The organism is Streptomyces sp. NPDC002092 (genome assembly GCF_053593775.1).
In genome coordinates this window covers 96,816-118,303 of record NZ_JBSFDG010000002.1, presented here as the reverse complement: position 1 = coordinate 118,303, position 21,488 = coordinate 96,816, and the positions used below count along the sequence as shown (strand labels likewise).

The following is a 21,488-nucleotide window of genomic DNA, read 5'->3' as shown; positions in this document are numbered from 1 at the left end:
ATGCGGCTGTCACCCGCCCGGCGTGTATGTTCCGGGGCCGAGAGCCATGGAAGGGACCAATCCGGTGAACAAGAAGCTCGCGGCCGCACTGTCCGGCGGTGCGGTACTGGTACTGGCGCTGTCGGGATGCACCAGCAGCAGCAAAGGCAACGACAAGCTGGATGCCTGGGCCAAGCAGGTCTGCGACGCGGTGCAGCCGCAGGCCAAGAAGATCGGGGCCGCCAATGCCGCGATCCAGAAGCAGACCTCGGACAACAGCACGCCGGACGACGTCCGCAAGACCGACGCCCAGGCCTTCCAGGACATGTCGGACGCCTACAAGGCGATCGGCGACGCGGTCCAGAAGGCCGGGGCCCCCGATGTCGACAACGGTGCGAAGAAGCAGACGGACGCGGTCAAGGAACTCAATGACATCGCCGCGTCGTACGCCGCTCTGAAGAAGCAGGTGGACGGGCTCGACGTCAAGGACCAGGCCAAGTTCGCCGACGGCCTCAAGGGCATCGCGACCTCGCTGGACAAGCTGAGCACGAGCGGCAACGACGCCCTGAAGACCCTTGAGGCGGGCGACGTCGGCAAGTCGATGGCCAAGCAGTCCAGCTGCAAGAGCGCTTCCACCGCCCCTTCACCGGCCGGGAGCTGAGCCGAAGCTGCAGCCGACCCCTCCGCCCCGCCACAATGGGGGCGTGAGTACCTCAGGCCTGCCCGCCCTGCCCGCTGCCCCTGTTCCCGGCCGCCATGACGTCGCCGCCCGGCTGCGGGACGCCCTGCTCGGGGCGTCCTTCACCGCCGACGGGCTGCTCGAACTGCTCGGCGCCCCCGCGTACGCGGCGCTGGCGCGCAGCGAGACCGTGCCCGCACTGCGGGCGACCCGTGGGGACACACCGCTGGAGGTGCTCGTACGGCTGTTCCTGCTGCAGCAGCCCGTGCCGCACGCGCGCGTGGCCGACGTCCTGCCGATCGAGGAGTGCCTGGAGAGCGGCTGGCTGGTGCGCGTCGGCGGAGCCTCCGGGTACAACGTGGCCGCCACCGTGGATGTACGGCCGTACGGCGGGCCCGGCGGCGAGGACTGGTTCATCGTGTCCGACCTCGGGTGTGCGGTCGGAGGAGCGGGCGGGATCGGCAGCCGGGAGGAGGGCGTCGTCCTCGGCGTCGGCGGCGCGTCCACGACGCTTGCGGGCATCACCGTCCGTACCCCCGTCTCCGCCGCCCTCGACCTCGGCACCGGCTCCGGCATCCAGGCGCTGCACGCCGCGCAGCACGCCACGCGCGTGACGGCGACCGATCTCAACCCGCGCGCGCTGCACATCACCGCGCTCACGCTGGCGCTGTCCGGCGCCCCGGCGGCCGATCTGCGCGAGGGCTCGCTGTTCGAGCCGGTGCGCGAGGACGAGACGTACGACCTGATCGTGTCGAACCCTCCCTTCGTGATCTCCCCCGGCGCACGGCTGACGTACCGGGACGGCGGGATGGGCGGGGACGATCTGTGCCGCACGCTCGTTCAGCAGGCGGGGGAGCGGCTGAACGAGGGCGGGTTCGCGCAGTTCCTCGCCAACTGGCAGCACGTGGAGGGGGAGGACTGGCAGGACAGGATCAGGTCGTGGGTGCCGCGCGGCTGCGACGCATGGATCGTGCAGCGCGAGGCCCAGGACGTCACACAGTACGCCGAGCTGTGGCTCAGGGACGCCGGTGACCACCGGGGCGACCCCGCCGAGTACCAGGCGCGCTACGACGCCTGGCTGGACGAGTTCGAGACGCGCAAGGTGAAGGCCGTCGGCTTCGGCTGGATCACCCTGCGCAGGACGACGGCCGCCGTGCCCTCGATCACCGTCGAGGAGTGGCCGCACCCGGTCGAGCAGCCTCTCGGCGACACGGTACGGGCGCACTTCGACCGCCTCGACTATCTGCGCGCGCACGATGACGCGGCGCTGCTGGAAGGGCACTTCAAGCTCGCCTCCGAGGTCGTCCAGGAGCAGGTCGGGCTGCCCGGCGCCGAGGACCCGGAGCACGTCGTACTGCGCCAGCACCGGGGCATGCGCCGGGCCACCAAGGTGGACACGGTCGGCGCGGGCTTCGCGGGCGTCTGCGACGGCTCGCTGAGCGCGGGCCGCATTCTGGACGCGATCGCCCAACTGGTCGGCGAGGATCCGGTGTTGCTGCGCGACCGTACGCCGGCACAGATCAGACTGCTGGTGGAGCAGGGATTCCTCGAGCCGGCGTAGGGCGGGGCGGCGAAGGGGGGCCGTTTTCGGGACGCCGGCACGGATTTGCGGGTCTGTCACAGCGGCTGTTCGTGCGCCCCGGCAAATTGAGCGGCGAGAAGGCCGTCGACAAAGCGAACGAGTTGTGCAGGAACAAGCTGTGCGGCAACTAATTCGAGTCGATCTGGGAGCCGCGGCCCCTGCGCAGCGGGCACGGCTGCGTGGCGGACCGGAACGGCTGGGGACGCGGGTGAAGGCCGGGGCGGGGTCCCGGTCCCGGGTGAGTCCACGCGTGCGTCGGCTCCGCGTTCACCCAGGGTTCGCCTGTGCGCCGCCCACGCGTGTCAGTCTCGCCGGGCGGGGCACTCGCGAACCGGAGAAAAGGGGCACGGCAAGCCATGGAGCGCGGACCGGCGATCTTCGCAGGAGTGGTGTTCGCCCTGTTCGGAGGGGCGCTGCTGACATGGACCGTGACCCGGGTACGGCACCGCGAGCCGGTCGCCCACGGTGTGAACCCCGTCGCATCGGCAACCCTCGCGGGCTTTGCCTCGGTGATCATGCTGGCCCTCGGAACATGGTGCCTGACCCGGGTCTGAAAGGAGCCCCGGAGCTGCGGCTTGGTTAATTGAGAGGTGATCCTCCGGACTGGCTCGAAAAGGCCGGTGGGTACTCCGGGCGGCAGGAATGGCGGTAGTCGGGTTACCGTTCGAGTGGCCGTTGCGGGCTTTTCCCGTTTGACACGGGGGCGGGATGTACCGTCACACTCCGCAGCGTCACCACGACCCGCCCTCGGGACCGAGAAGCCCCCGGGGAGGCCACAGCGTCGACCGGAGAGAAGAGCGAAGTTGTCCCCGACCAGCGAGACCGCACACGGCGGCCGCCGACTCGTCATCGTCGAGTCGCCTGCCAAGGCGAAGACGATCAAGGGCTACCTCGGCCCCGGCTACATCGTCGAGGCGAGCGTCGGGCACATCCGCGACCTTCCCAACGGTGCCGCGGAGGTGCCGGAGAAGTACACCGGCGAGGTCCGCCGCCTCGGTGTGGACGTCGAGCACGACTTCCAGCCCGTCTATGTGGTCAACGCCGACAAGAGGGCCCAGGTCAAAAAGCTGAAGGACCTGCTCGCCGACTCCGACGAGCTCTTCCTCGCCACCGATGAGGACCGCGAGGGCGAGGCCATCGCCTGGCACCTCTTGGAGGTGCTCAAGCCCAAGGTCCCGGTCAAGCGCATGGTGTTCCACGAGATCACCAAGGACGCCATCCGCGAGGCTGTCGCCAACCCGCGCGACCTCAACAAGCGCATGGTCGACGCCCAGGAGACCCGCCGGATCCTCGACCGTCTCTACGGCTACGAGGTCTCGCCGGTCCTGTGGAAGAAGGTCATGCCGCGCCTGTCGGCCGGCCGTGTCCAGTCCGTCGCGACACGACTTGTGGTGGAGCGGGAACGCGAGCGCATCGCGTTTCGTTCTGCTGAGTACTGGGACCTGACGGGCACCTTCGCGACCGGCCGCGCGGGGGATCCGTCGGACCCGTCGTCGCTGGTCGCCCGCCTGGGGACCGTCGACGGCAGGCGCGTCGCGCAGGGCCGCGACTTCGACTCCCTGGGACAACTCAAGAGCGCGAACACCCTCCACCTCGACGAGGCGAACGCCCGCGCCCTCGCCGCCGCCCTGGAGAACACGCAGTTCTCGGTGCGCTCGGTCGAGTCGAAGCCGTACCGCCGCTCGCCGTACGCCCCGTTCCGTACGACGACGCTGCAGCAGGAGGCGAGCCGCAAGCTCGGCTTCGGCGCGAAGGCCACCATGCAGGTCGCGCAGAAGCTGTACGAGAACGGCTACATCACCTACATGCGTACGGACTCCACGACGCTGAGCGACACGGCCGTGGCCGCCGCCCGCGCCCAGGTCACGCAGCTGTACGGCGCCGACTACCTGCCGTCGGCCCCGCGGACGTACGCCGGCAAGGTCAAGAACGCGCAGGAGGCGCACGAGGCGATCCGGCCCTCGGGTGATCGTTTCCGCACGCCTGCCGAAACGGGCCTGACCGGCGACCAGTTCAAGCTCTACGAGCTGATCTGGAAGCGGACCGTCGCCTCCCAGATGAAGGACGCGACCGGCAACTCCGTCACGGTGAAGATCGGTGGCACGGCCGCCGACGGCCGGGACGTCGAGTTCAGCGCGTCCGGCAAGACGATCACCTTCCACGGCTTCCTGAAGGCCTACGTCGAGGGTGCCGACGACCCGAACGCCGAGCTGGACGACCGCGAGCGCCGGCTGCCGCAGGTCGCCGAGGGCGACCGGCTCAGCGCCGAGGAGATCACGGTCGACGGGCACGCCACCAAGCCCCCGGCCCGCTACACCGAGGCCAGCCTGGTCAAGGAGCTCGAAGAGCGCGAGATCGGCCGTCCGTCGACGTACGCGTCGATCATCGGAACGATCCTCGACCGCGGCTACGTCTTCAAGAAGGGCACGGCACTCGTCCCGTCCTTCCTGTCCTTCGCCGTGGTCAACCTCCTGGAGAAGCACTTCGGGCGGCTCGTCGACTACGACTTCACCGCCAAGATGGAGGACGACCTCGACCGCATCGCCCGCGGCGAGGCGCAGTCCGTGCCGTGGCTGAAGCGGTTCTACTTCGGCGAGGGCGTCACCAACGGCACCGCGGCCGACGCCGGCAACGGCGACGGGGACCACCTCGGCGGCCTCAAGGAGCTCGTGACCGACCTGGGCGCCATTGACGCGCGCGAGGTGTCGTCGTTCCCGGTGGGCAGCGGCATCGTGCTGCGCGTCGGGCGCTACGGCCCGTACATCGAGCGCGGCGAGAAGGACGCCGAGGGCCACCAGCGGGCGGACGTGCCCGAGGACCTCGCGCCGGACGAGCTGAGCGTCGAGCTCGCGGAGGAACTGCTCGCCAAGCCGAGCGGCGACTTCGAACTCGGTGCCGACCCGCAGACGGGCCACCAGATCATCGCCCGGGACGGCCGCTACGGCCCGTACGTCACCGAGGTGCTCCCCGAGGGCACCCCGAAGACCGGCAAGAACGCCGTGAAGCCGCGTACGGCCTCGCTGTTCAAGTCGATGTCGCTGGACACGGTGACGCTCGAGGACGCGCTCAAGCTGATGTCGCTGCCGCGGGTCGTCGGTACGGACGCCGAGGGCCAGGAGATCACCGCGCAGAACGGGCGCTACGGTCCCTACCTGAAGAAGGGCACGGACTCGCGTTCCCTGCAGTCCGAGGAGCAGCTCTTCACGATCACGCTCGAAGAGGCGCTGCAGATCTACTCGCAGCCCAAGCAGCGTGGCCGCGCGGCCGCCAAGCCGCCGCTGAAGGAGCTGGGCACCGACCCGGTCAGCGAGAAGCCCGTGGTCGTCAAGGACGGCCGCTTCGGGCCGTACGTCACCGACGGGGAGACCAACGCGACCCTGCGCTCCGGCGACAGTGTCGAGGAGATCACCCCCGAGCGCGGCTTCGAACTGCTCGCCGAGAAGCGGGCCAAGGGGCCCGCCAAGAAGACGGCGAAGAAGGCGCCCGCGAAGAAGGCCCCGGCCAAGAAGGCGACGGCCGCCAAGAAGACGGCTGCGAAGAAGACGACGACGGCGAAGAAGACGGCTGCCAAGACGACCGCCGCCAAGAAGACCACCGCGAAGAAGGCGACGGCTTCGAAGACGGCGACAGATGACTGAGTCAGACTGACTGAGTCAGGACGACTGAGTCAGGACGACTGAGTCACGACGACTGAGCCGAGGCACCTTCCTCCACGGACGCTTCGCAAAACGAACGCCCCGATATCGCTTTGGTGTCGGGGCGTGCGCACGTCCGCACGCGCGCCCCGGGCTGTCGGTCGGTCCCGATAGGCTGAATGCATGACGCGAGCCGAGCAGCCAACGGGCCACCACCCGGCCCCCGACGACGCCCTTGTCGCGGACTCCCGCGAGCGTGCCGTCCGCGCCCTGCTGCGCCGACCGCAGCTGCGACGCTTGTGGAGCGCACAGCTCGTGGGCGGAGTCGGGGACACCCTCGCCGTCCTCGTGCTGGTGTTCCTCGCCCTCCAGGCGGCGATCGGCGAGGGCTCGTTCGGCGGTGGGTACCGGGGCGTGGCGTTCGCAGTGGCGACCGTTTTCGCAGTGCGCATCCTGGCGACGCTGCTCTTCGGAGCCGTCCTGCTGGGGCCGCTGACCTCGCTCACCTCTCAGGAGGGCCCGCTCGACCGCCGCTGGACCATGGTCGGCGCCGACGGCGTCCGGGTCGCCGCGATGATCGTCGCGCCCCTGTGGATCGACTGGACGCCGGACAACGCGCTCGCCGCGTTGCTGGTCACGGCCTTCGTCACCGGAGTCGCCGAGCGCTTTTGGACGGTGTGCCGCGAGAGCGCGGCGCCCGCCCTGCTGCCGGCCCCGCCCCCGGAGGGCGCGACGGTACGACCGCTGCCGGACCACATGGACGCTCTGCGCCGCCTGTCGCTGCGTACGAGTTTCGTGGCGATCCCGCTGGCGGCTGCCGCGCTCGTCGTCGCGGGGCTGCTCAACAACCTGCTCGGCACCGGGCTCGACTGGTTCGACCAGCACCAGGCTGCCCTCGCCTCGTACGTGGCGGCCGGACTGTTCGCCGCGTCGCTGTCCGTGGTGACCTTCCTGGAGCTGCCCGACACGCGTACCCCGCGCGCGCGTTCGCCGCTGGAGGGGCTGCGCCGCCCCAAGACGGGCACGGGCGTGGACAAGGGACGCACGGGCGCCATCCCGCTGCTGGTGCTCTCGGCCGCCGCCGTCGCGGGCGCGGTCTCCGCGGCCGTCGCCGTCTGCGTGCTGCACGCCAAGGACCTGAGCGGCGGCCCGGTGACGTACGGGCTGCTGGTGTTCGCGCTGACAGGCGGCGTCGTCGTCGGCATCCGTACGGCGCCTTCCGTGCTGCCCACCCTGTCGCGGCGCCGGCTGCTCGCGCTGGCGATCGCCTTCACCGGGGTCGCGTTGCTGGCCGCCGGGCTCGTCCCGGACGTCACCACCGTCATGCTGATCGTGGCGCTGGCCGGCATCGGCGCGGGTGTGGCCGCCAACACGGGGCACACGCTGCTCGACCAGGAGGCCGAGGACTACCGGCGCGCGCGTACGACGGAGCACCTGCACGCGGTGGTACGCGTGTGCGTGGCGCTCGGCGCCGTGATCGCGCCCGTGGTCGCGGCGGGGATCGGCCCGCACCGGCTGGAGAACGGCAAGTTCGTGTTTGCACACGGCGGCGCCGCGTTCACCCTGATGCTGGTGGGGGCGCTGCTGCTGCCGGTGGCCGCGCTGGTGCTGGCCAAGGTCGACGACCGCTCGGGCGTGCCGCTGCGGCACGACCTGCGGGACGCGCTGCTGGGCGGCGACGACCCGGTGACCGTACCGGCCTCGAACGGTTTCTTCATCGCCCTGGAGGGCGGCGACGGAGCCGGCAAGTCCACGCAGGCCGAGGCCCTCGCAGAGTGGATCCGCGGCAAGGGCCACGAGGTCGTGCTGACCCGTGAGCCGGGGGCGACACCGGTGGGCAAGCGACTGCGGTCGATCCTGTTGGACGTGTCGAGCGCGGGACTGTCCCACCGGGCGGAGGCCCTGCTGTACGCGGCGGACCGGGCGGAACACGTGGACACCGTGGTCAGGCCCGCGCTGGAGCGCGGCGCGGTGGTGATCTCCGACCGCTACATCGACTCCTCGGTGGCCTACCAGGGGGCGGGCCGTGACCTGTCGCCGACCGAGATCGCCCGCATCAACCGCTGGGCGACGAACGGACTCGTACCGCATCTGACCGTGCTCCTCGACGTCTCGCCGGACATCGCGCGCGAGCGGTTCACGGAGGCGCCGGACCGGCTGGAGTCGGAGCCGGCGGAGTTCCACGCGCGGGTGCGGTCCGGTTTCCTCACGCTGGCCGCGGCCGACCCCGGGCGGTATCTGGTGGTGGACGCGGGCCAGGAGCCCGAGGCCGTCACCACCGTCGTACGGCACCGGCTCGACCAGCTGCTGCCGCTGTCCGAGGCCGAGGTGAAGGCCCAGGAAGAGGCGCGGAAGAAGGCCGAGGAGGAGGCCCGCCGCAAGGCCGAGGAGGAGGCCGCGCGCAAGGCCGAGGAGGAGCGGCTGGAGCGCGAGCGCCAGGAGCAGCTTGCCAAGCTGCGCGCCGAGGAGGAGGAGCGCAAGCGGCGCGAGCTGGAGGAGGCGCAGCGCCGCGAGGCCGAGCGGCAGGCGGAGGAGGCCCGGCAGCGCGCCGAGGAAGCGCGCCGCCGTGCCGAGGAGGAGCAGGCCCGTCTCCTCGCGGAGGAGAAGGCCCGCGCCGAGGAGGAGGCCCGCCGCAAGGCCGAGGAGGAGCGGCGGCGCAAGCAGGCCGAGGAAGAGGCCCGGCTGCACGCCGAGGCCGAGGCACGGCGGCTGGAGAAGCAGCGCAAGGCCGAGGAGGCGCTGCTGCGGGCCGAGGAGGCCAGGCGGCTCGCCGAGCAGGCCGCGGCCGCCGCGCAGGCCGGCCCCAGGCGGCCTGCGGCGCCCGCGGCGCCGCCGGAGGCGTCGACGGTGCCGACGCCGGTGGTGACACCGACGAACGCGTCGGGCGGCCCGGTGGAGGAGACCGCGGTGCTGCGGCCGGTGCGGGAGGAGAAGCCGGGCGCTGCGCGAACCGGTGAGTCCGAGTCCGAGGTGACGGCACAGCTGCCGCAGCCGCCGGCTCCGACGGGAGCGACGGACGAGACGGCGGTGCTGCCGCCGGTCGTGCCGGGAGCAGCGGACGAGACGGCGGTGCTGCCGCCGGTCGTGCCGGGAGCAGCGGACGAGACGGCGGTGCTGCCGCCGGTCGTGCCGGGAGCGGCCGACGAGACGGCTGTGCTGCCTCCCGTGCGGGGCGAGGACCCCGCGCATCGCGTGCCGCCGGGGCTCTTCCGGGACGAGCGCACCGGGGCGCGGCCGGACGGCGCCGAGGACCGTACGCGGGAGATGCCTCAGATCGACCCGGAGGGCGAGCCCCGGCGCCGGGCACGCTCCGACTGGGCCGAGGAGACCCCCCTGGACGACCTGCCGACGCTGGCGGACGAACTGCTCGGCCCGCGCGATGACGAGCACGACGACGACGGCGCGGGCCGCGGGCGGCGCGGCCGGGGGCGTCGGGGCTGAGGCGGCGGGCCCGTGGCCGGGAGGGGCTGCGGGTGCCTGGGATGGCCTCGCTCGGTGTCGGCGTCGGTATCGGGGTGGGTCGGGGCCGGCTGATTCGTTGCGCTGCCGGGTTGCCGACGTGTTGCCCTGTGCTCGGGGCCCGGGCCCCGGCGCGGAGCCGGCCCGTCCGGACTTGCCGCCCGGGTGAAACCGGGCGCTCGACCGCCGTTGTCAGTGGCGGGTCGCACAATGGATCCCGCAACGTGAAACGTGACGAAAGGGCGGGGTGAGCGCATGACCGTCTGGGACGACCTCGTCGGCCAGGAGAAGGTGGCCGAGCAGCTCGGCGCCGCTGCCCGGGACGCCGATGCGCTGGTCACCGCGGCCGCCTCCGACGCACCGCCGCCCGAGGCGTCGAAGATGACGCACGCATGGCTGTTCACGGGGCCGCCGGGCGCCGGGCGGACCCAGGCGGCGCGGGCGTTCGCCGCCGCCCTGCAGTGCGTCAGTCCCGACCGCGCCCTCGGCGGAGCCCCGGGCTGCGGGTTCTGCGACGGATGCCACACCGCCCTGGTCGGCACGCACGCGGACGTCACCACCGTCGCCGCCGTCGGCACGCAGATCCTCGCCGACGACATGCGCGACACCGTCCGCAAGTCGTTCACCTCGCCTGCCAACGGCCGCTGGCAGGTCATCCTCGTCGAGGACGCCGAGCGGCTCAACGAGAAGTCCGCCAACGCCGTCCTGAAAGCAGTGGAGGAGCCCGCCCCGCGTACGGTCTGGCTGCTGTGCGCTCCCTCCATCGAGGACGTCCTGCCCACCATCCGCTCCCGCTGCCGCCACCTGAACCTGCTCACGCCTTCGGTGGACGCCGTCGCCGACATGCTCGTACGGCGAGAAGGCATCGAACCGCCCGTGGCCGCCGCGGCGGCCCGTGCCACGCAGGGGCACGTCGACCGGGCCCGCCGCCTGGCCACCGACCCGGCCGCCCGCGAGCGCCGCGCCGCCGTCCTGAAGCTCCCGCTGCGCGTCGAGGACGTCGGCGGCTGCCTCAAAGCCGCCCAGGAACTCGTCGACGCGGCCGCCGAGGACGCCAAACAGCTCGCCGAGGAGCGGGACGGCAAGGAGACCGAGGAGCTGAAGGCAGCGCTGGGCGGGGGCCAGGGCGGCCGGATGCCACGTGGCACGGCGGGCGTGATGAAGGACCTGGAGGACAAGCAGAAGCGGCGCAGAACGCGCACGCAGCGCGACAGCCTCGACCTCGCCCTGACCGACCTCACCGGCTTCTACCGCGACGTCCTGGCTCTCCAGCTCGGTACCCGCGTCGCCCTCGCCAACGCGGACGCCGAGGACACCCTGGAGCGCCTCGCCCGCGCCGGCTCCCCCGAGTCCACCCTCCGCCGCATCGAGGCCATCGCCGCCTGCCGCGAGGCGCTCGACCGCAATGTGGCTCCCCTGCTGGCGGTGGAGGCGATGACGATGGCACTCAGAGCCGGCTGACCGCCCGCGAAGGCCCGTGATCAACGGGAAGTTGACGAGGTAATTCGTACGAGCCACGGTGCGCACGGAGAGCATCTGAATGGCTGCGCAGAGTTACCCTCTCCTGATGTACATCAGGCGCAGCTCCAGTCCCTGCCGTCCCAGAACAGCAGCCGGCCTCCTCGCCGCGGCCGCACTGCTCGTCTCCGCCTGCTCCACCGGAGGCACCGCGAGCACCGGCGGCAATGCGGCGGATGCCGTGCTGGCCGCGCTGCCGCGGTCGACACCGTCAGCCCTTTCGCCGTACTACGGGCAGAAGCTGAGCTGGCGCACCTGCGGTGCCGCGGGCTTCGAGTGCGCCACGGTGAAGGCACCGCTCGACTACGCCAGGCCGGACGCCGGGGACGTACAGCTCGCGGTCGCCCGCAAGAAGGCCACCGGCAAGGGCAAGCCGCTCGGCTCCCTGCTGGTGAACCCGGGCGGCCCGGGCGGCTCGGCGATCGGCTACCTGCAGCAGTACGCCGGCGTCGGCTACCCCGCCCAGGTCCGCGCCCGCTACGACATGGTCGCCGTCGATCCGCGCGGCGTCGCCCACAGCGAGCCCGTCGAATGCCTCGACGGCCGGCAGATGGACGCGTACACACAGACGGACACCACCCCCGACTCCGTCCATGAGACGAACGAACTCGTCCGCGCGTACCGGAAGTTCGCGGAGAGCTGCGGGCAGCACTCGGCCCAGTTGCTGCGGCATGTCTCCACCGTCGAGGCGGCCCGCGACATGGACATCCTGCGGGCGGCGCTGGGGGACTCGAAGCTGACCTATGTGGGGGCCTCGTACGGGACGTTCCTCGGGGCGACGTACGCCGGACTCTTCCCGGAACGGGTGGGCCGGATGGTGCTGGACGGCGCGATGGACCCCTCGCTGAGCAGCCGCGAACTCAATCTGGACCAAACCGCGGGATTCGAGACGGCGTTCCAGTCCTTCGCGAAGGACTGCGTGCAGCAGCCTGACTGCCCGCTCGGCCGCAAGGGCACCACGCCCGCCCAGGTCGGCGACAACCTCAGCGCCTTCTTCAAGGAACTGGACGCGCACCCCATCCCCACCGGCGACGCCGACGGCCGCAAGCTCGGCGAGGCCCTCGCCACCACCGGTGTGATCGCGGCGATGTACGACCAGGGCACGTGGGCACAGCTGCGCGAGGCGCTGACCTCAGCAATCAAGGAGAAGGACGGCGCGGGCCTGCTCGTCCTCTCCGACAGCTACTACGAGCGCGACGCCAAGGGTCGCTACACGAACCTGATGTCCGCCAACGCCGCCGTGAACTGCCTGGACCTCCCGGGCGCCTTCGCCACCCCCGAACAGGTGGAGAAAGCGCTCCCGTCCTTCGAGAAGGCGTCCCCGGTCTTCGGTAGGGGCCTCGCCTGGGCCTCCCTGAACTGCGCGTACTGGCCGGTGCAGCCGACCGGCGCCCCGCACCGCATCAAGGCGAAGGGCGCCGCCCCGATCGTCGTGGTCGGCACCACCCGCGACCCGGCGACCCCCTACCGCTGGGCCCAGTCCCTGTCCCGCCAGCTCACCTCGGCCCGCCTGCTCACCTACGAGGGCGACGGCCACACCGCCTTCGGCCGCGGCAGCACCTGCATCGACTCCACGATCGACGCCTACCTGCTCCGCGGAACCCCTCCGACCAGGGGAAAGCGCTGCTCATAGCCCTGCGACCAGCCTCGCGGAGCCACCGCCCGGGGCTGGTACGGAGCACCCCTCGAAACTGTGTAGACTTACCGACGTTGCTGATCGCACCATGGTGCGGACGGCGCGCCGCCTTAGCTCAGATGGCCAGAGCAACGCACTCGTAATGCGTAGGTCTCGGGTTCGAATCCCGAAGGCGGCTCCACCCTGGACCAGGTCAGATGCCCTCTGACCTGGTCTTTTGTTGTTGGGGACGTTTCCGTCGGCGACATGGTTGGAAAGTCGGGTGTGCCGACGGCCAGGTCGGGAGGCTCAGTGCAGGGGCGGAAGCGCGCGCGTATGAGGGGGCCCCGTCTCGCTGCGCGTGACGATGGAACTCGCCCTCCACGGAATGGGTACTCTCCGCCCGCTCCACGCCGGTCCTCACCGTGCTGAACGCCATGGGTTCGGCGCTCCCGCTCGCGAGCTGGCGCCCGAGAGCGCTGGTGCGAAGCCGGGGACAGCTGCCCCGCGCCCTCGGACTGGGCATGGTGCAGGGCGGCGCGGCGGGGGAGAGGTCTCCGGGTGCGGCACTACCGTCATGAGGGTGACGGGAATCAATGCCGACCAGCGGTGGTCCGAGTCCATGCCGGCTGCCTATGAGCAGTACCTCGTGCCGGTGGTCTTCCGGCCTTTCGCCGAGGACCTGACCGCGAGGGCGGCGGCACTCCACCCTCGGCGCATCCTCGAACTCGCTGCAGGGACAGGCGTGTTGACATCGAACCTGCTCGCCGCGGCACCGTCGGCCGAAGTGACGGCCACCGACCTCAACGAGACCATGGTCGCCTTCGGGTCGGCCCGAGCCCCGGGCGCGGAGTGGCGGCAGGCCGACGCGCAGCGGCTGCCGTTCCCGGACGGAGGCTTCGACCTGGTGGTCTGCCAGTTCGGCGTGATGTTCTTTCCCGACCGGGTTGCGGCCTTCACCGAGGTACGGCGGGTGCTGGCCGCGGGCGGTCGGTTCTTGTTCAACACCTGGGGCCCGCTCGGGACGCACGGCTTCGAAGTCGCGCTGCAGGCAGGGCTGGAGCGAGCCTTTCCGGTCGACCCGCCGCGGTTCTTCCCGACGGTTCCGCATGGCTACGCCGACCCCGCTGTCGTGGTCGCCGATCTGGCGGCCGCCGGGTTCGCCGTCGAGGAGGAGCGGGAGCTGACGCTTCAGGGCCGGGCCGCGTCGACCGCCGATCTTGCCACCGGCTACCTCACTGGGACACCGGTGCGCGCGGCCGTCGAGGAGCGCGGCGACGGACCAGCCGTCCGGGCCACCGTCGTCGAGGAGATGACGGCCCGTCTGGGCCCGGGGCCGATCACCGCTTTGATGACCGCGTACGTCTTCCGCGCCGCGGCCTGAACGCAGGACGTGCCCGGCCTCGAGGACGGGCACGAGTCGACGTCGACGGGACGCGTCGCGGGATGCCCCGTGTTCATCAAGTCGCCAGCCCACCAGGCGTCGCCGCCCTTGGCGATGTCAGTCTTCGCGGACCATTGGTCGGGGTGGAGGCTGAGGATGTGGCAGGTCCCTTTCGGTGCGTTGACGGCAAGCTCATCGTTTCGGTGATCAGCAGATTGCGGTGGAGGCGGACATCGGCGTGTTCCTCCCGGACACAGGCGTGTGGGGCGGCACCCTGCGCCGCATTCCGGAACGAGTGGTGACCGATGTCTATGTCGGCGCGCGCGAATACGCCCCCACCACCGGCCGCTTCCTCAAGGGCGACCCTCTCCTGGACACGAGCGACGCACCATCCCTGAACGGCTACACCTACGCCGACGACAACCCCACCACCGGAAGTGACCCCACCGGGCGGCGGGACTGCGGCGAAACCGCGTGGTGCCGGAGTCCAGCCCCGGCGAGTGCCGTCGTCAGGCCATGCGACGTCGCGGGGAAGCCTGCCATCCGTAGTTCCCAGGACCGTGCCTGCGGTCCGGTGGGGGAGATGGAGTTACACAGTGGCCTCGACGACCAGGCCGAGGGCGGGCCGGGTGATCGGGCTTGACCTTGTTCTTGCGGTGGTCCAGGGCGGGGCGGACCAGAGGGCGCAAGGCCGCCGGCGGGCAAGAGGGCACGTCTCGCACGGGAACTCGGCGATTGCCTTCCGCCCGTGGCAGCCACGTCACGACCCGGCACACCAGATGCCTGCGTTCCGCTCCGCCGCATGAACCGCTCAGACAGCCACCAGCTGCCGAAATTCGTGCTCGGCGAGCGGGAAGCGCGAGGAGAGCACGTTGGAGTGCACGTCTCCCGCCAGCGCGGCGACGACGAACTCGGTGCAGTTCATCGAGTAGTTCTCCCAGCGGTCGCCGCGGGCTTCGTTGACCATGACCGTCCATTCATCGGCGCTCTGGCCTGCCCGAACGAGCCAGTTCTGGAGTTGCTCGGCCTCCGGCAGGTCGTGGCGCCGAGCGGCCTCCGGATAAACACCGTCCATGGAACTGCGGCCAGAGCCCTGAGGCTCCCCATCAGCCGCGCTCGCCTGTGGCCGGACGAGGCATCCTGGAAGCGCCCATCAGCCGGCCCGGCTCATCGGCCTGGATGGGTGGTCTGCTGAGGGTGAAGCCCATAGTGCGGCGAGTTCAAGCCCGGTGCTGTGGACGCCGTCTCGCCCGGCGGTCATCAGATGGCCATCCCTGGTGACCGCCAGGGCTTGGCTGTGGTGCGGGTCAGGCAGGTCGGCCATCCGTCCGCTGAGCAGGTGCCAGAGATGGAGTCGCTGGTCGGACCAGGCGACGGCGAGCACCGGGCCGGCGTCCGTGCCGGCCGCGGCCATGGCGGTCGGCAGGGCGTCGCGGCGCTCCACCGGGCCGGGCATGGCTTCTCCGGTTGTGAAGTCCCAGAGCCTGACGGTGCCGTCGAGGCCGCCGCTGATCACCAGGACGCCGCCGGTTTCGGCAGGTGCCAGGCAGGCTACGGCGGTCACGGAGGTGTGGTGCAACTGGATCGTGCGCGGGTCCACGGTTGGGTCGTGGAGTGGCCAGATGTGGATGCGGCCGTGGCTGTCGGCCACCGCGACATGCCGGCCGGTGGCCGCGACGGCGGTCGGCCGGTTTGCGGGGGAGACCAGCGAGGCGGCGTTGTGGTGCAGGGCGAGGCGGTCGGCACCGACAGGAACTGTTGTCGTGGTCGTCAAGCGGACCGGGTGCAGGATTCCTGAACGGTCAAGGGCCAGCAGACAGTCCGGGGACAGCGCGGTCAGCGCCGCGGGCGTCCAGAGTGCCCCGGAGTCGGGCGTGGTGATGGTGTGTCCGTCGGTGAGCGCATGCTGGGTCAGCCGGCCCAGTGCGTCCGCGGTCACGGCGGTGTCCGCTGATGCGGCGTCGCCGGGCAGGAGGGCGAGGGCGTCCGCCTTGCGGTGCGGCAGTGACCAGCGGGTGGTCCAGGAGCCTGACTCGGCCAGTGGCCGCAGATACTCGGCGAGAGCGGGGTCCCGGCCGACCGCGGCCGTGTGCAGCAGCGCGGCCCGTTCGGTGTCCGTAAGGCCGGGGGCGGACAGCATGGGGGCGGCCTGTGCCCAGATGGCCCGCAGACTTTTGGGCGCGGGTACGGTGCGATCGGCGAGCGTGGCCGTGATGGCCGGCACTGAGCCGAGCGCCAGGTAGCCGGGGTCTGTGAGCAGCTCGCCGGCCGTGCCGGTGATGAGCGCCCGGTCGAGGGCGTGCTCGCGGTCGTCGGGCGTGGCAGTGCGCCAGTCCGGCCGCCCTGCGGTGGCGGGCCGGGTGGCAGGGCGCCGGCCCTCGTTGCCTTGCTCGGGCAGGGGGGTGCCCGGCTCGTCGCGTGCGGCGGTGTGGCCAAGGTCCAGGGTCAGCACTTCCTCGTCACCTGCCAGGGCGGCGGTGTCGGCTTCGATGACCATGCGGACGTTGGGGAGTTGCAGCAGCGGTGTGATCAGGTCGCTCATGATCGCGCCCGGCGAGGAGGCCGGCAGATGCGCTGGGCCCCTGCCGGCCCGGTGCAGGTCGGTGACGACGAGAAGCACGGGCCGCGGGTCGGCCGCGAGGCGTTGGGCCAGGCGGGCCGGTCCGAGGGGGCCGTAGCCGAGGTGCCGGCTCAGTTGCCAGGCGAGCGTCTGGGCGATCTGTCCCTCGGCGAAGCCCACCGCGTGGACGGTGATGTCGGGAAGCTCACCTGACGCGGCCACCAACCAGGCCAGCAGGCGGGTCTTGCCGGCCCCGCGGGGGCCGGTGACCCAGACGGTCTGGGGCTGGTCGTGCCGGCGGCCGGCGGCCCAGGCGAGCAGGGTCGGGGCGACGCGGGCCGCCGGGGCGTCCACGGGGAGTCCGGCCGCGATGTCGGATGCCGTCATGGCTGGGCCGGTCCGGTGTCCTGGGCGACGGCCTCCTGCAGTCGCCGGATTCCGCGTGCCCGGTCGGCGGCGCTGTCGCCGTAGGCGACGTTGTGGGTCAGTGAGGCGTCCGGGAACATCAGCTGTAGCCACAGCGCGCAGTAGTGGCCCGGTATGAAGCACGCTTGCAGCTCGGTGTGGATGCGGGTGACCTGTTCGGGTTCGATGCCGGCCGCGTACATGGCCGACCAGGTCCGCTCCTCGGGATGCACGCAGATGGACCCCGACTCGGTCACCCGGTGCTTGTCGCCGTCCGGGGTGACGAACTCGAATGTCGCGTAGGCCTCGACGCTGCTGGTGGTGCGGATGTCTTCCAGTACCAGGGGCCACCAGTTCTCCGTATCGGCGAAGGCCTGCGGGTCGGCGGCCCGCAGCGCCCGTTCCGTGGCGTGAAAGGCGGTGGCGGCCTCCTCGGGGTCTTCGGTGGCGGCGATGGCTTCCAGGAGGGTGTCGAGCTGCAGCAGGCCCTCGGCGAACGCCTCCGGGGTGGAATTCACGAAGCGCTCGGGCTCGTCGTATCCGATGAGGATGCCCCGGACGGTTCCCTCCGGGGTGACGCACAGCTCGAACGCGCGGTCCGAGCCGAGCCTGGCCCAGGACAGGTGGCCGGCCTCGTCCAAGTCCTTGCCGATGGAATCCGCGTACTCACGGAGCGAGGCGGACTCCTCCTGCAGGGTGTGGAAGTACGGATTCACCCGAAGTGGCAGGACCAGCCCGTCGATCCGCGCCAACACGGCGGCTTCGGGCTGGGTCGGCACGGTGTGCAGGCCCTGGAACCGCCGGACCCCGGTCTCGCCGAACCGGACGGCGAAACGCTCGCCGGAGCTTGTCACGTCATTCTCCTCAACGGGTGGTGGCCAGGTCCGCGCGCGGTGCTAGTCCCGTAGAAGGTTGCGCACATGCCGCAGAACCGTGAACCAGGACGATTCGGGATTCTCCATGGCGACAGGGTCGGCTTGGCGCATCCGATGCAAAAGCCTGTCCGCGGCGCCCTCGGGGTCGACCCCCTCGTCGGTGCTGGCCTCGGCGTCGTACTCCGGCCGTTCCTCCTCCAGTGCGTGCAGGAAATACGCCAGGGCGTCGATGCTGCTGTTGAGCAGGTGCGGAGCACCGTCCTCCGGGATGCAGTACACGATGCCGGTGGCGGTATCCACGATGACGTCGTCAAGGGCGATCCCGCCGAGCGTCAGCCAGGCCGACATGTCGAATGAGCAGTTCGGGTACTTCTCCGCGACGGCCTGCCACGCCTCACCGCCGATCCGCAGGTCACCGTCGAGAAGGAGCTGGTCCATCTCGAACCAGCCCACCTGGTCCGGGAGACCGACCTCGCGCAGGAAGACCCGGGTCGGCTCATGCGCGATGGCGGCCAGCACACCGTCGTCCAGAGCCACCAGATCGTCGGCGCTGAAGACCGACTCCATCCGAGTCCGGTCGATCAGAGGGCTCATGGAATTCCGCACTTTCGGTCGGGACGGTCATCGGGCGACCCATATCGTAGCATTCGGGGGAGCTATTATTCATGATTATGCAGCCCTTGGAAGTTCGTCCAAGGGCTTCTTTTCTCCGGGCGCTCGCCCGGATACATTCTATTGAGCCGGTCCTCGATCTCGCGGTTGCCGCGTTCCACTGATTCCGGGGACGGCCCGTACTCGATGCTGTGCGTGACGTTGACATGGGGCATCCATTTCTGCACCCAGGCCGAGCAGTCGCTGCTGTTACTGCACGGTGCCCGTTCGGTGTAAAGGTCCTTCACATGATCGCCAGTGCCATTCTCGAGAAATGGTATCCCGAGCACCTTCTCGGAGTGGATCGGATTGTTGCTCCGGCCGACCAGAATGAATTCCCGTTCGCCCCCTTCGTGATCGTATCGGACCCGCATGGCGGCGTAGTTGTTACTGGAGAAGACCGGCTCACCGGTCTGTTTGTGGGGCGTGTAGTTTCCGTAGCTTCCCTGCTCGTGCCGTGCCAGTGCGGTCGCCCGGGACAGGTCATCCTCATAGAACGGGACCTCGGTCGAGTGCTTCCGGGGTCGCGCGGCCTTCTCCTCATTGGTGCTCTCCCCCCAGGCATAGGGGTTGTTCGGATTTCTAGGCCGACGTGGAACGGTGTCTTTGTTCGCCCCGTTCAGCTTCAGCGGCACGCCCAGCAGCTCCCGGTCCGCCTCGGTCAGATCGGCTGGACCCTTGGCGGTGAGCCGTTGGACCTTCCCCTTGTCGCCCAAGAGATAGACGGGCTTGTCTCCCAGTTGCTCCCGAAGCTCATCCCGGCTGGGCTCGCGGCGGTGGATCCTGTGGAATTCTGCAGCGTGTTTCGTATCGGCCTCGACGGTGTTGTCGGCGACCTTCTTCAGGTTCTTCCCCGTCGAGTGATAGAGGTCCTTCACTGCCTTTCCGGCGTCCTCACCGAGCGTTTTTCCCAGTTTCTGGGCCCCGTGCTCCAGCGCCTTGACGATTTGATTGGTCACCCGACACTCACCCCCGCGAGGTTGAACTCGAACGCCACCGCGTGGGCGGTTACCGTCCTGGCGTGGTCGTGCATGGTCGCACGATCGCCACCTCCGCCAGAACGAACATCGTCATCGCCGCGGCCTGATCCGCCGCACATGTCGAGGTCGGCACCACCGGCTTCCTCCATGACCTCATCCTTCGTCCTCGGCAGCTGCTCGGTCGATCGCCACGGCACGCCAGGCATCACAACCAACTCGTCCATGTGACTGGTCAGCAGCTGCGCCTGCCTGGCCGACACGGGTTGCTCATTCGAAGCTCATCCCCGCCGCCTTCACCCGGAACATCTCCGCGTGGCCGGCCACCGTCTCGGCATGGCCGTGAAACAACTCGGCGCGCTGGTGCAGCAGTTCGGGGTTCATCTCGAAGCCGGTGCCCGCAGAGGGGCCATCGGCCGAGACCCCGAGGGCCGACTGCGCGGTCCGGAACATCAGGCCGCTCGCCGCCCGCCCCACCACCTCCACCAGCGGGTCGATGGCGGCCTCGATCACCTGCCCGATGATGTACTGCTCCAACTGCTGGACCAGGAAGTCCACCAGTTTTTCCGCGGCCTCCACGACCAGCACCTCGGCCGCCTCGGCGAGCCCCAGGGTGGCCACCGCCGCCGCCTGGTCCGCCACGAACGCGGCCGCCAGCAGCGCCAGTTCCGCGATCGTCTCGAGCTTCATCGCCACGATGACATCGGCCGCCACGTCCAGCGCGGTGGCCGTGACGTGACAGGCCTCCAGCAGCTCGGTCATGTGGCCGTTGGAGAGCTGCGCCCACTTCGCCGGCAGGGCCTCGTAGGACGCCCCCTGGTACACCTCGGCCAGCTTCTTCACTGTCGCGGTGGAGTCCTGGTGTGTCTCCTCCAACTTGTCGGCGAACTCCCGTACATGGCCGGCGAATTCGCGGACCTTGTCCTCGTTCACCGCCGGCCAGTTCACCGATGAACTGAAGGAACGACACCACCTCACCAGGCAGCTCGATCGCCATTACGCCCCCGTAGGCAACAGCAGACACCAGTTTCATCGAACGTAAGTGCCGCACTGGAGAGAACGAGTAATGAGATGCCCTTGGAGACGCCAAAAGTCCGGTGCAGTGTCCCCGCGCGGACAGGCGCGGCGGGGCCTTCGGGGGGCCTCGCCAGGTCCCGTGATGCCGTCACGGAGGTTGATGCTTTCGGACGCCTACGAGCGGGCGAAGTGCGGGCTGGGCCGGCTACGTCGTCGAGGTCGGCGCGTCCCGCCGGCGCACCGGCGGCCCGATCCGCAGGATCGAGCGCTGATGGACGCGGGCGGAGAGGGTCGCCAGGGCGGCCGAAGCCATGAGCATCAGAAGGGCTGCCAGGAGGTCGGGGAGCCGGCCTGCCTCGTTCACGCTGACCTGGAGCGGCATGATCAGCATGGAGAACGGGGGGAAGTGTCCGATGGCCTCGACCCAGCCGGCGTTCAGGTCCTGTACTGCGGTGATGGCCACGGCGAAGGGGATCAAGGCGGCCATGAGTACCGGCATGACCGCCGAGGACACGTCCTCCGCGCGGGAGACGAGGGAGCCCGCCGCGGCGTCGACGCGGCCACCCACCCGGAGCTCATGGCCCGCTGCGTCCCGTACCGGGAACTGGTCACGACCCAGGCCGCGGCACAGGCCGGCTGACGGCGCCCTCCGGCACGATGGAAGCCGGCCGAGGCGGCAGGCGACCACGGAGGCGGGCGATGGGTGGGTCCGGTGTTGCGGGCGGTGGGTACTCCGGTACCCCGCTCGCCAGGAAGATCGGCATCAAGGCGGGGCACCGGGTGGCACTTCTGCACGCTCCGGACCCGTTCGACATCCCCGGCCTGCCCGACGGGGCGGAGTTCACGGCGGTCGGCCCCCGCGGCGCCGACATCACCCTCGCCTTCTACCGGACCCACGCCGCCCTGGCCGCCGAGGCCCCCGCACTGGCCGCCGCGCTCGCCGACCACGCCATGCTGTGGATCGCCTGGCCCCGCAAGGCCGCCGGCCACGTCAGCGACATCGCCGAGAACGATCTGCGGGACCTCTTCCTCCCGCTCGGCGTGGTCGACGTGAAGGTCGCCGCGCTGGGGGAGGACTGGTCGGGGCTGAAGTTCGTACGGCGCAGGGAGAACCGTCGTACGAACCGAACGAACCGGCACCCCTGATCCAGG

18 protein-coding genes and 1 tRNA gene are annotated in these 21,488 nt (G+C 70.6%); 11 read left to right on the top strand and 8 right to left on the bottom strand.

The genetic code is table 11. The features are described 5' to 3' along the window. Positions 1-46 precede the first annotated feature (46 nt). From ACWCRD_RS04445 to ACWCRD_RS04400, 10 genes are all read left to right on the top strand, one after another. Positions 47-640, top strand: coding sequence for a small secreted protein (locus ACWCRD_RS04445; RefSeq protein ID WP_450964469.1), 594 nt, complete (start codon positions 47-49; stop codon positions 638-640). A 43-nt stretch (positions 641-683) separates the two neighbouring features. Beyond that, positions 684-2,219 carry a DUF7059 domain-containing protein gene (locus ACWCRD_RS04440; RefSeq protein ID WP_450964468.1) on the top strand — a complete coding sequence of 512 codons (1,536 nt, stop codon included), beginning with the start codon at positions 684-686 and terminating at the stop codon, positions 2,217-2,219. Between the two features lie 377 nt (positions 2,220-2,596). Further along, positions 2,597-2,794 (top strand): hypothetical protein, encoded by a 198-nt coding sequence (locus ACWCRD_RS04435; protein WP_450964467.1) that lies wholly within the window; start codon positions 2,597-2,599, stop codon positions 2,792-2,794. 249 nt (positions 2,795-3,043) lie between these two features. Further along, entirely contained in the window at positions 3,044-5,878 is a 2,835-nt protein-coding gene (gene topA, locus ACWCRD_RS04430; RefSeq protein WP_450964466.1) for a type I DNA topoisomerase, read from the top strand. Positions 5,879-6,058: 180 nt separating this feature from the next. Beyond that, entirely contained in the window at positions 6,059-9,316 is a 3,258-nt protein-coding gene (tmk, locus tag ACWCRD_RS04425; RefSeq protein ID WP_450964465.1) for a dTMP kinase, read from the top strand. Positions 9,317-9,589: 273 nt separating this feature from the next. Then, positions 9,590-10,795, top strand: a complete 1,206-nt coding sequence (locus tag ACWCRD_RS04420; RefSeq protein ID WP_450964464.1) for a DNA polymerase III subunit delta' — start codon at positions 9,590-9,592, stop codon at positions 10,793-10,795. 106 nt (positions 10,796-10,901) lie between these two features. Further along, on the top strand, positions 10,902-12,485 hold the full coding sequence (locus tag ACWCRD_RS04415) for an alpha/beta hydrolase (protein ID WP_450964463.1): 1,584 nt from the start codon (positions 10,902-10,904) through the stop codon (positions 12,483-12,485). Between the two features lie 107 nt (positions 12,486-12,592). Then, positions 12,593-12,669: transfer RNA gene (locus ACWCRD_RS04410), tRNA-Thr, on the top strand. A 375-nt stretch (positions 12,670-13,044) separates the two neighbouring features. Beyond that, on the top strand, positions 13,045-13,851 hold the full coding sequence (locus ACWCRD_RS04405) for a class I SAM-dependent methyltransferase (protein ID WP_450964462.1): 807 nt from the start codon (positions 13,045-13,047) through the stop codon (positions 13,849-13,851). A 220-nt stretch (positions 13,852-14,071) separates the two neighbouring features. Next, positions 14,072-14,494, top strand: coding sequence for an RHS repeat-associated core domain-containing protein (locus ACWCRD_RS04400; RefSeq protein WP_450964461.1), 423 nt, complete (start codon positions 14,072-14,074; stop codon positions 14,492-14,494). Between the two features lie 168 nt (positions 14,495-14,662). On the opposite strand, the gene ACWCRD_RS04395 is transcribed toward ACWCRD_RS04400, so the two are convergent. From ACWCRD_RS04395 to ACWCRD_RS04360, 8 genes are all read right to left on the bottom strand, one after another. Then, on the bottom strand, positions 14,663-14,926 hold the full coding sequence (locus ACWCRD_RS04395) for a hypothetical protein (protein ID WP_450964460.1): 264 nt from the start codon (positions 14,924-14,926) through the stop codon (positions 14,663-14,665). Between the two features lie 78 nt (positions 14,927-15,004). Further along, complete coding sequence (locus ACWCRD_RS04390) at positions 15,005-16,798, bottom strand: WD40 repeat domain-containing protein (RefSeq protein ID WP_450964459.1); 1,794 nt, start codon at positions 16,796-16,798, stop codon at positions 15,005-15,007. Continuing rightward, positions 16,795-17,670 carry a nucleic acid/nucleotide deaminase domain-containing protein gene (locus tag ACWCRD_RS04385; protein ID WP_450964458.1) on the bottom strand — a complete coding sequence of 292 codons (876 nt, stop codon included), beginning with the start codon at positions 17,668-17,670 and terminating at the stop codon, positions 16,795-16,797. The genes ACWCRD_RS04390 and ACWCRD_RS04385 overlap by 4 nt, the downstream gene beginning before the upstream one ends. Positions 17,671-17,712: 42 nt before the next feature. After that, complete coding sequence (locus ACWCRD_RS04380) at positions 17,713-18,285, bottom strand: SUKH-4 family immunity protein (protein WP_450964457.1); 573 nt, start codon at positions 18,283-18,285, stop codon at positions 17,713-17,715. A 65-nt stretch (positions 18,286-18,350) separates the two neighbouring features. Further along, a complete protein-coding gene (locus ACWCRD_RS04375) occupies positions 18,351-19,301 on the bottom strand; it encodes a nucleic acid/nucleotide deaminase domain-containing protein (RefSeq protein ID WP_450964456.1) in 951 nt (316 codons plus the stop codon). Continuing rightward, positions 19,298-19,582 (bottom strand): hypothetical protein, encoded by a 285-nt coding sequence (locus ACWCRD_RS04370; protein ID WP_450964455.1) that lies wholly within the window; start codon positions 19,580-19,582, stop codon positions 19,298-19,300. The genes ACWCRD_RS04375 and ACWCRD_RS04370 overlap by 4 nt, the downstream gene beginning before the upstream one ends. A 7-nt stretch (positions 19,583-19,589) precedes the next feature. Then, on the bottom strand, positions 19,590-20,267 hold the full coding sequence (locus tag ACWCRD_RS04365; RefSeq protein WP_450964454.1) for a WXG100-like domain-containing protein: 678 nt from the start codon (positions 20,265-20,267) through the stop codon (positions 19,590-19,592). Between the two features lie 274 nt (positions 20,268-20,541). Further along, positions 20,542-20,904: a hypothetical protein gene (locus tag ACWCRD_RS04360; RefSeq protein WP_450964453.1), complete on the bottom strand. Its 363-nt coding sequence runs from the start codon at positions 20,902-20,904 to the stop codon at positions 20,542-20,544. A 131-nt stretch (positions 20,905-21,035) separates the two neighbouring features. Between ACWCRD_RS04360 and ACWCRD_RS04355 the strand changes: the two genes are divergently transcribed. Then, the gene (locus tag ACWCRD_RS04355; RefSeq protein WP_450964452.1) at positions 21,036-21,482 is read left to right on the top strand and encodes a DUF3052 domain-containing protein; all 447 of its coding nucleotides are present in this window, start codon (positions 21,036-21,038) and stop codon (positions 21,480-21,482) included. The last annotated feature ends 6 nt before the right edge of the window (positions 21,483-21,488 follow it).